Raw genomic sequence first — 10058 nt, forward strand, 5'->3', positions numbered from 1 at the left:
CAATCGTGTGGACCAACGACTTGCCGCGCTCGGCCAGCCCTCACACTCCTGACGAGGCGGAGACAGCCGTACGGACATGAATGCCTCAGGGGCTGCGAATCGAGACCGGCGCCGGTGGTTCATGATGTCGTGCTGATTGACGGCGGTCATACCGCTAGCCGACGAAGGGATGTCGCTGCATGCACCTGACCCAGGCGTTGCATCGAGCGTTGCAGCAAGACGAGCGCCGACCGTTGACGATCTTCGGGGATCGGGTGCGGTCGGTGGCCGAGTCCACGGATCGGATCGCGCGGCTGGCCGCCGGTCTGCGCTCGCTCGGAGTAGAGCGCGGGGATCGGGTGGCGCTGCTGGGCACGAACTCGGATCGTTTCCACGAGAGCCTGCTCGCCGTGGCATGGGCCGACGCTGTCGTGGTGCCGATCAACCATCGCTCGACGCCATCGGATATCGGCTTCGCGCTGGCCGACTGCGGGGCCCGGGTGCTGATCGTCGACGACGTCCTGGTCACCGCCACACGTGGGTGGGCTGCGCCGCTGGTGGTCATGACGGACGGGACCGCGCCGGCCGGGACGCTCTCGTACGAACAGCTGATCAACGCTCAGGAGCCAATGCCCGACAGCGGCCGGGGCGGCGAGGACCTGTTCGGAATCTTCTACACCGGCGGCACCACGGGACGATCGAAAGGCGTCATGCTGAGCCACAGCAACGTCCTGGCTTCGGCGTGGGGCAGCCTGGCGACCGGGCAGTTCGTGACGCCGGGCGGCCGTCTGCTGCACGCGGCGCCGATGTTCCACCTCGCCGACCTGGCAACATGGGTCGCGGCCCTGCTCACGGGCGGCACGCACGTGATCGTGCCGGGGTTCTCGCCTGACGGTGTGCTGGCGGCCGTGGAGCGCCATCGGGTGACCGACGTGCTGCTGGTGCCGACGATGATTCAACTGCTCGTCGACTTCGCGGATGTTCATCGCTTCGACGTGTCGAGCCTGGCTCGCCTGATCTATGGTGGTTCGCCGATGCCGGACGGGCTGCTGGCAAGGGCACAAAAGATGTTTCCCCGTACGGGATTTGTGCAGGCGTACGGGATGACGGAGTTGGCGCCGGTGGCGACGTTGCTGTTGCCGGACGATCACGACCGGCCGGAGCTGGCAGGCTCCGCTGGACGCGCGGCCCCACACGCGCAGGTTCGCATCACCGGCCGCGACGGGGCCGAGGTACCACGCGGCACCGACGGCGAGATCGTCGTACGTGGCGACCACGTCATGCCCGGATACTGGCAGCGACCGGAAGAAACTGCGGCGGTGCTGCGCGACGGCTGGATGCACACCGGCGATGTCGGGCACATGGACAAGCATGGGTTCGTGTTCGTCGTCGACCGGCTCACCGACATGATCATCACGGGTGGGGAGAACGTCTACTCGGCGGAGGTGGAGAACGTTCTGGTCCAGCACCCGGCCGTCACGGCGTGCGCCGTGATCGGGTTGCCCGACGCGCGATGGGGCGAACGGATCCACGCTGTCGTCGTTTCCGGCGATCCGGAAGTCAGCGGTGATCACCTGCAGGACTTCTGCCGATCGCGGCTGGCGGAGTACAAGGTGCCGCGGACGGTCGAGTTCGTCGGCGCGTTACCGGTCTCGGCCGCCGGCAAGGTGCTCAAGCGGCGGCTTCGCGACGAGCGGCTACCGGAATGACGCCACCGGATCCGGCGGCCGGGCTCATCGGCCGCGACGACGAGGTGGCGGTGGTGCGTGCGTTTGTCGAGGGGGTCACGGCGTACGGGGGAACGCTTGTGATCTTGGGGGATGCCGGGGTGGGCAAGTCCGCGCTCCTGGAGCAAGCCGCGTCTTATGGCGTCGCGGCCGGGCTTCGCGTGGTGCGCGCGACGGGGACGCAGTTCGAGGCGCACCTGAGCTTCGCGGGCCTGCACCAGCTGTTGTTCCCGCTGCTGGGTCCTCATCTCGACGAGCTGGACGAGATGCCGCGTAAGGCGTTGAGCAGCGCGCTCGGTCTTCTCGAAGGCGCCATCCCGGACCGGATGATGATCTCGCACGCGGCGCTCGAACTGCTCACGCTGGCCGCCGTCACGAACCCGGTTCTGGTTGTCATCGACGATCTGCCGTGGCTTGATCCCGCCAGTGCCATGGTCCTGAGTTTCGTCGCGCGGCGTACGGCCGGCACCCGCATGGGATTCGTGGCGACCGAACGGGCCGGCGAGCGCGGCTACTTCGACCGTTCCGGCGTCCAGGTGCTCGAGCTGCGGCCGCTGTCGGAAGCCTCCTCTGAGGCGTTGCTCGACTCCCGGTTTCCGGAGCTCGGGTTGCGCGCGCGCCGCCGGCTGCTGGCCGATGCCGAAGGCAATCCGCTGGCTCTGCTGGAGTTGCCGATCGCGCTGACCTCGCAGCCCGGCAGCCACCCCGGGTCCGGCGCGCTGCCCCTGACCGGCCGTCTGCAGGCCGTGTTTACCGGGCGCGTCAGCGGACTGCGCGAGCCGGTCCGCCAGGCGCTGCTGCTGGCCGTGCTCGACGGAACCGGAGATCTGAACGTTCTCGGCTCGCAGGCCGCCGATCTGGGACCAGCGGATCGCGCCCACGTCATCTCGATCGACCGGGGCGCGGCCCGAGTCTCGTTCCGGCATCCGCTGATCCGATCCGCCGTCGTCGAACTCGCCACCGCCGAGGAACGCCGCCGGGCCCACCAGATTCTCGCCCAGCGGCGCGGCGACGAACCGGGGAGGCGGGCCTGGCATCTGGCGGAGGCGAGCACCGGGCCCGACGAGGAGGTTGCCGCGTTGCTGCAACGGGTCGCCCACGCCAACTTGATTCGTGGTGACTCGGTGGGTGCGATCACCGAGTTGCTGCGCGCTGCGGAGCTCAGCGAGATCGGTGAGGGCCGGGCCGTCCGCTTGGCCGAGGCGGCCTATCTGGGCGCCATCGTCACCGGCGACCTGAGTGATGTGCCGGCGTTGCTGGACGCCGCCCATCGGGCCGACCCGCGGTACGGAGGCTCGCTGGCCGGGGCGGTAGCCGGCGCGTACCACCTGCTCAACGAGGCCGGCGACATCGACAATGCACATCGGCTCCTGGTCGGCGCCGTCGACGCGCTGGCCGATCCGGGCGATGCCCACGACAAGGCGCTGATCGAGGTGCTCTACACGTTGCTGATGGTGTCGTTCTTCGGCGGGCGCGAGCGGCTGTGGCCGCCGTTCCACGCCGCGGTCGCCCGGTTGCGGCCACGACCGCCGCGGCTGCTGTCGATCCTGGCGGGCACGTTCAGCGATCCCGTGCGGCTCGCTCGGCCCGTGCTGGATCGGCTGGACGCGGCGATCGACCGGCTGCCCTCCGAGACCAGCCCGGCGCGGATCGTGCGGACGGCCATCGCCGGCAGCTACCTCGACCGCATCGGCGGATGTCGAGAGCCACTGTGGCGAGCGGTCCGCCACGGCCGTGAGGGTGGCGCGGTGACCTCCGCCATCGAGGCGCTGTTCCTGCTCGGCAACGACGCCTACTTCACCGGGCGCTGGGACGAGACGCTGACCCTGACCGGCGAGGCCCTCACCCTGTGCCGTCAACACGACTACCTGCTTCTGCAGTGGGTCGGTGAGTTCCTGCAGGCGCTGGTCGCCGCCGGCCGTGGCGACCACCCCGCCGCCCGGGGGCTCGCCGATCAGATGAGCCGCTGGGCCGCACCACGGCGGGTCGGCGTCGTGGCCGCCTACGTGTGGCAGGTCAAAACCCTCACCGCGCTGTCCACCGGCGACTTCAACGAGGCGTACCGGTGCGCTGCCGCGGTCAGCCCGGCCGGGCAGTTCGCCCCGCACGTGCCCAACGCACTGTGGCTGATCATGGAGCTGGTCGAAGCCGCCGCCCGATCCGGCCACCAGGCCGGCGCCGCCGCCCATGTCGCCGCCGCCCGCGCGGCACGCGTCGGTGAGCTGTCGCCACGCCTCGAGCTAGCCGTGGCCGGGGCGGCCGCCATGGCGGCATCCGACGCCGACTACCCCGAACTGTTCGAGCAGGCGCTGCACGTTGCCGACGCCGACCGGTGGCCTTTCGATCTCGCACGCATCCAGCTGGCGTACGGCGAACGACTGCGCCGGACCAAGTCGCCGGTGCGGGGCCGTGCCCATCTCAGCGCCGCCGCCGACATCTTCGACCAGCTCGGTGCCCGTCCGTGGGCGGCCCGGGCCGCGAACGAACTTCGGGCGGCCGGTGTCCGTGTCGACGCCCCACGCGATGCCGGGCTCACCGCCCAGCAACGCCAGATCGCCGAGCTGGCCGCGGCGGGACTGTCCAACAAGGAGATCGGTGAACGGTTGTTCCTGTCCGCCCGCACCGTCGGCTACCACCTGCACCAGATCTTCCCGAAACTTGGCATCACCTCGCGTGCCGCGCTGCGGGACGCGCTGGGCTGACCGGTCATTTGACAGAGGCCTGCCGGCGATCCGCGCTCATACGGTCGTCAGATCCGTGCATGAATCGGAACTGGAGAACACCATGAGTACAGCAAGGAACGTCGTGCTCGTCCACGGCGGTTTCGTCGACGGCTCCGGCTGGCAGAAGGTCTACCAACTGCTGCGCCAGGACGGCTTCACGGTCAGCGTCGTGCAGCACCCGACCCGGTCGTTGGAGGATGACGCCGAGGTGATCCGCCGGGCGCTCGACCAGCAGAACGCCCCCACGATCCTGGTCGGGCACTCCTACGGCGGCGCGGTTATCAGCCAAGCCGGCATTCACCCGGACGTGGCCGCGTTGGTGTACATCTCGGCGTTCGCGCCGGACAAGGGCGAGTCGGTCAACACGCTCATCGCGGACCCGGCGCCCGGGGCGCCCGTGCCGCCGATCCTGCCGCCGCAAGACGGGTTCCTGTTCCTCGACCGGGAGAAGTTTCCGGCCTCCTTCGCCGGGGACGTGCCCGAGGACGAGGCGCAGTTCATGGCCGACTCCCAGGTGCCGTGGGGCGTCGACGCCCTGGCCGGCGCGGTCACCGAACCCGCGTGGCGGCAGAAGCCCAGCTGGTACCTGGTCACCACCGAGGACCGGATGATCCCGCCGGCGGCCCAGCGCGCCATGGCCGAGCGCGCCGGAGCCACCGTGGCCGAGACGGAAGCCAGTCACTCCGTCTACGTGTCCCAGCCGCAGGCCGTCGCCGACCTGATCAGACAGGCCGCCGCCGCGACGAGCTGAACGCGTTTGCTCCGGCGGTTTGGATCCCGCCGGAGCACGCAACTGCTGCCTGCTGTTTATCGGAGCGGGCGGAAGGCGGCCCGAAGTCCCCCAGCAGCTCAGTCCGGAGATCGCCCCGTTCGGCTGGCGTGTTCATCCTGGGCGGGTGAGTCGCCGCGCCGGTACCCGGGCAACGCTGAGGACTCTGACCAGTGGAGGAGCAGCGGATGAGGGTTCGGCCGGGCCGCGGCAGGAACCTGCTTGTTGCCACAACGGTCGCGCTCGTCGCCCTGACGGCATGTAGCGGGCGCACCGGGTCGCCGCCCGGGGTCGCCGCGTCGTCCGCCCCGGCGCCGGCGGACACCGTGAACCGCGCGCTGGACGATCTCGAACGTTTCTGGACCGCCACCTATCCCACGATCAGCGACGGGAAACCGTTTCCGCCGATCCAGGGCGGATTCCATCCGTACACGCAGGCTGACCCGCCGCCGCCATGCGGCAGCGAGGCGGGCGTCTATCAACCCAACGCCTTTTACTGCCCGGACGGCGACTTCATCGCGTGGGACGCCGAGAAACTGATCCCGGAGCTGCAGACCAACTTCGGTCAGCTGCTCGTGGCGCTCGTCATGGCCCACGAGTACGGGCACGCCATCCAGCATCGCCTGGGCGTGACCAATCAACCCACGGTGGTGCTGGAGCAGCAGGCCGATTGCTTCGCCGGTGCCTGGCTCGCCGATGCGCTGGCCGGCCGCTCCACCGCGGCCGGCGGCATCACGCCGGCACAGATCGACAGTGCGCTCGCGGGCATGCTCCAGCTGCGTGATCAACCGGGTACGTCCGCGACGTCGGCGGGCGCCCACGGCAACGCCTTCGACCGGATCCGGGCATTGCAGGACGGTGTGCAGAACGGGGCCACCACCTGTGCCGGCTACCGCGCGGACAACCTGCCGATCACCGAGGTGCCGTTCACCCAGGAACGGGACGCCGCGAGCGGCGGCAACCTACCGTACGACGAAGCGGTTGACGTCCTGGTCAAGGACGCCGCCGAGTACTGGTCTCGCGCGTATCCGCAGCTCACCGGGCAGCCGTGGAAGGAGCTGACCGTGCAGCCGTTCGCTCCGGGGTCGGCGCCGGAGTGCGCGAGCCCCGATGCCATTGCCGATGGCGCCGCGTTCTACTGCCCGGAGGGCGATTTCATCGCCTTCGACAACGAACAGCTCGGCCCGACGTTGTACGACCGTGCCGGTGACAACGCCGTCGGAATGCTGGTGGGCGACCTGTACGCGCGAGCCGCTCAACATCGCCGCGGCCAATCGACGCAGGGTGACGGGCAGCTCACCGTCGACTGCCTCAACGGATCCTGGACGTACGACCTGCTCCACCGCGATGCCCGGAGCCAGCAAACCCAGCTGTCGCCCGGCGATTTGGACGAGGCCGTGGCCGCGCTGCTCGCGTTTGGCCGGGCCACGGCCGGGACCGGGCCGTCCGGGTTCGACCGCATCGCCGCCTACCGCAACGGCGTGCTGAAGGGCCTGTCCGCTTGCGGCTGACCTCAGGCCGTCAGCTCCCGTCATCGTCTGGTTCGGGTTTGTACGGCGACGCTGGTTGTCTGGCTGCGGCGCGAGCCTGTTTGCGGATGGTGACGAGATACTTCAGGCCCTCCGTGGTGAGAAATGCGGTGATGACCGCGATCAGGATCGGCGCGGTCTGGAGCGCTCCCACCTGGGTGAGGAAGGCGGCCATCAGGACCATCGAGAACGGTGTCGGAGCGACCGACCCCGGGACGGCGGCAAGTAGGCAGGAGAACGCCAGTCCCAGTGGCACGCTGGGGAAGACGTGGTGGACCAGCACTCCGGCCGTTCCGCCGATGAACAGGGCGGGGAAAATCGGTCCGCCAACGAATCCGCTGCCCTGGCTGACGGCGAAGGCGAGCATCTTCGCGATGAGGACGGCGATGAGCAGGCCCAGACCGAGGGTTCCGGCATCTTTGAGCACCGTCTTCAGCTGATCGCTGCCAGAGAACATGGTCAGCGGCAATGCCACGCCGATGAGCCCGAACACCACGCCGCCGAGGGTCGACTTGGCGGTGGCCGACAGCTTCAGGCGACCGAACAGCCGTGACGCCAGGCTCACGAACGTCACCAGCAGTACGGCGACCAGGGCCGCGAACAGGCCGAGGGGGATGCCGACGAGTAGCTGCCAGTCTTCGACGTCGTAGGGCGGAACCTGGTAGGCATCCAGGAATACGGCGCCGGCGATGGCGAAGTAGATCCCGAACGAGACGCTCGATGCGACGACGCCCCCGACAAGGGCCTTGAGGAACCGTTGGGCGCCAGGGCGGGCGGCCTCCAGGATCAGCATCACGACGATCACCGTGCTGGAGAACAGTCCACCGTACGCGCCGGTGAAGCCGACCAGGGTGGTCACCTGGGAGTCCTCTTTTCCGAGCGCCCTTCGCCTGGCCAACCAGGTGCCGGCCCCGCCGCCCATGGCGCCCAGCGCCTTCTCCGGGCCAAGGCTGGCTCCTCCGATCAGCGACACTGCCGAGACAGCGGCGATCCCCGGCACCAATCCGGTGTCAACCTGCTCGCTTTTCAGGTCCGCGAACAGACCGGATATCTGCTCGGGCAGGTGCATCAGCCGGCGCAGCAGCCCGACCACCACACCGGCTGCCGCGGTGACTGCCACCCACCACCAGTGCCCGCTGAACCAGCCGGAGCCGGGGGCGGCGTACCACTCGCCGCCGAAATCGATCACGCCCACGAACGCCAGACCCACGAATGCGCCGAAAATCCCGAGCGCTACCGCGTATCCCATCAGGGCCCAGAACGCCCGCTTCAGAGTGACCGGTACCTCGGTGTCCGGTTCGGTCGGGACACTCATGACGCTCACCTCCTCGCTGCGACGCTCGCACGCTCAGCCGCTGCAAGCACCACCCCGCAGGAATCCGTTGAGGCCGGCTGCGGGTCGGCTGCGAGCTGCGCACCTCGCGTTCGGCGGGCTCTGCGGTCGCAGGCTCATCCCCTCGGGGTGAAGAGACGGGCCGGGCGCGCCGGTTGACTGGACCGCGATCGCGGCGGCGGGCGCAACGACTCGGCGTTCGCTTATCTGTCCGGGGTGAGGCGTCACCGTCCGGGCACCGGAAACGCTTCCGTACGCGGCGCCATCGTACGTCGCCAGAAGATCCAGGAAGGGCGGCAGACATGGCCATCGGGCCTGTTCAGCTCATCGTGCTGGGGTTCCGTGAACCTGACTTCCACGGGGAGATCATCACGGAGCTCGAGCGGCTACGCGAATCGGACACCGTCCGAGTGATCGACTCGCTCGTCGTCTACAAGGACAAGGAAGGCCAACTGGAGGTCGAGCACCTCAGCAACCTCACCCAGGACGAGGCCGTCGAACTCGGCAGCAAGGTCGGCGCACTGATCGGGCTCGGGATCGAGGGTGAGGACGGCTTCGACAAGGGCGCCAAGGTCGGTGCCGAGGTTTCGGCCGACGGCATCGAGGCCTTCTCCGAGGAGGATGCATGGGACGTCATCGACGACATCCCCGAGGACTCGGCCGCGGCGCTCGTCCTGCTCGAGCACCATTGGGCCGTACCGCTGCGTGACGCTGTCGCCCGCGCCGGCGGCTTCCGGGTCAGCGACGGGTTCATCAGTCCGCTCGACCTCGTCGAGATCGGGCTGGTGTCCGCCGAGGAGGCCCAAGAGCTGCATCATCTCGAAACCTCTGGCGCGGCGAAGTCGAAGTGACCCAACAACCGCAACCCTCGGAGGAGTGAGATGTTCGGAGCTCGCAGAGTAGCCCGGCGAACCAGCCGGCGCACAGCACGGCGCGTCAGCCGGCGCAGGCGTTAGCCACCTTCGCGTTGCAGTCGTATTGGAACCTGGGCTATCCTGGTTACAATACGACTGTAATGTAAAGGGTGGAAAGGATGCGATGGCCGGCAAGACAACCCTGCTGCGCCGGGCGGCCGCGATGGAGGCCGCGATGTGGCGCAGTCTGTACCGGTGGGCGCGTCGCACGCCGGCCGCGCTGGAACCGGGCGACGAAGCGTTCTCCTACGTCGGTGTCGTCAAACCCATTCTCGGCGTTCTCATCGGCCTGTCCGTCGTCGAGATCCCGATTCTCGACCTGATCATCAAGCATGTGGTGCCGTGGCAGCCGGCCCGACTGATCATGCTGGCCATCAGCGCCTGGGGTCTGCTCTGGATGCTGGGTCTCCTCGCCAGCCTGAAGATCCATCCGCACGTGGTCGGCGACAACGGCATCCGCGTCCGGATAGGCGCCGGCGTCGACTTCACCGTGCCGTGGCCGGACATCGACACCGTGAGCAAGCGTTATCGCTCGATGCCGTCCAGCAAGTCGGTACAGATCGAGGACGACCACGGCCGCCGGGTGCTGCACATCGTGGTCGGTAGCCAGACCAGCCTCGACGTCAAGCTGAGCCGGCCGGTCACCGTCCCGCTGCCGAAGGGCGAGTCCGAGCCGGTCGAGGAGCTGAGGTTGTACGCCGACGACCCCGATGCCTTCGTCCGCAAAGCCCGCTTACCTCGCGGGGCCTTCGGTCGGACGACCTCGTCCATACTGGACTCATAGACGACCCGAACGCCTTCGTGGCTGACTGGATGCGCCGCGATCTCGCGCCCGGTCCGCTGGACGCCGCCGACGATTTACCGCCGCTGAGCGCCGGTCAGGCGACCCGGTCTGCGGTGGCCGCGGCTCTGGCCTCGGCCAGCCAGTGCCCCGATGCAGCCGGAAACGTGCCGCTGGAGGCCTGATGGCGCTGCGTTTTGACATGCCGTGGTGAATGACCATGCGTGATCGGCCCTATCGGCGTGGCCATGCTCACCTGCGATGACCTGAACTACGGGTTCATATTTGCGTTGGAGCGACGTG

Annotated in this window: 8 protein-coding genes; 7 read left to right on the forward strand and 1 reads right to left on the reverse strand. The window is 68.8% G+C overall.

Annotation, left to right across the window (positions count from 1 at the left end):
• Positions 1-179: 179 nt before the first annotated feature.
• The 4 genes from HH310_RS41125 (at position 180) to HH310_RS41140 (ending at position 6709) form a co-directional block, all read left to right on the forward strand.
• Positions 180-1688 (forward strand): AMP-binding protein, encoded by a 1509-nt coding sequence (locus HH310_RS41125; RefSeq protein WP_169181194.1) that lies wholly within the window; start codon positions 180-182, stop codon positions 1686-1688.
• Positions 1685-4408, forward strand: coding sequence for an AAA family ATPase (locus tag HH310_RS41130; RefSeq protein ID WP_169181195.1), 2724 nt, complete (start codon positions 1685-1687; stop codon positions 4406-4408). The genes HH310_RS41125 and HH310_RS41130 overlap by 4 nt, the downstream gene beginning before the upstream one ends.
• A gap of 82 nt (positions 4409-4490) precedes the next feature.
• Complete coding sequence (locus HH310_RS41135) at positions 4491-5180, forward strand: alpha/beta fold hydrolase (protein ID WP_169181196.1); 690 nt, start codon at positions 4491-4493, stop codon at positions 5178-5180.
• 206 nt (positions 5181-5386) lie between these two features.
• A complete protein-coding gene (locus HH310_RS41140) occupies positions 5387-6709 on the forward strand; it encodes a neutral zinc metallopeptidase (RefSeq protein WP_169181197.1) in 1323 nt (440 codons plus the stop codon).
• Between the two features lie 10 nt (positions 6710-6719).
• Here HH310_RS41140 and HH310_RS41145 read toward each other — a convergent pair whose 3' ends face one another.
• Positions 6720-7937: a chloride channel protein gene (locus HH310_RS41145; protein ID WP_169181198.1), complete on the reverse strand. Its 1218-nt coding sequence runs from the start codon at positions 7935-7937 to the stop codon at positions 6720-6722.
• Between the two features lie 425 nt (positions 7938-8362).
• Between HH310_RS41145 and HH310_RS41150 the strand changes: the two genes are divergently transcribed.
• From HH310_RS41150 to HH310_RS41160, 3 genes are all read left to right on the forward strand, one after another.
• Entirely contained in the window at positions 8363-8911 is a 549-nt protein-coding gene (locus HH310_RS41150; RefSeq protein WP_169181199.1) for a hypothetical protein, read from the forward strand.
• A gap of 187 nt (positions 8912-9098) precedes the next feature.
• A complete protein-coding gene (locus HH310_RS41155; RefSeq protein ID WP_169181200.1) occupies positions 9099-9758 on the forward strand; it encodes a hypothetical protein in 660 nt (219 codons plus the stop codon).
• Between the two features lie 17 nt (positions 9759-9775).
• Positions 9776-9940, forward strand: a complete 165-nt coding sequence (locus tag HH310_RS41160) for a hypothetical protein (protein ID WP_169181201.1) — start codon at positions 9776-9778, stop codon at positions 9938-9940.
• The last annotated feature ends 118 nt before the right edge of the window (positions 9941-10058 follow it).

Origin of the sequence: Actinoplanes sp. TBRC 11911 (assembly GCF_012933445.1) — a bacterium.
GTDB lineage: Bacteria > Actinomycetota > Actinomycetes > Mycobacteriales > Micromonosporaceae > Actinoplanes.

Coding starts and splice junctions, on each gene's coding strand:
- HH310_RS41125 (WP_169181194.1), top strand. CDS start 180: ATGCACCTGACCCAGGCGTTGCATCGAGCGTTGCAGCAAGACGAGCGC.
- HH310_RS41130 (WP_169181195.1), top strand. CDS start 1,685: ATGACGCCACCGGATCCGGCGGCCGGGCTCATCGGCCGCGACGACGAG.
- HH310_RS41135 (WP_169181196.1), top strand. CDS start 4,491: ATGAGTACAGCAAGGAACGTCGTGCTCGTCCACGGCGGTTTCGTCGAC.
- HH310_RS41140 (WP_169181197.1), top strand. CDS start 5,387: ATGAGGGTTCGGCCGGGCCGCGGCAGGAACCTGCTTGTTGCCACAACG.
- HH310_RS41150 (WP_169181199.1), top strand. CDS start 8,363: ATGGCCATCGGGCCTGTTCAGCTCATCGTGCTGGGGTTCCGTGAACCT.
- HH310_RS41155 (WP_169181200.1), top strand. CDS start 9,099: ATGGCCGGCAAGACAACCCTGCTGCGCCGGGCGGCCGCGATGGAGGCC.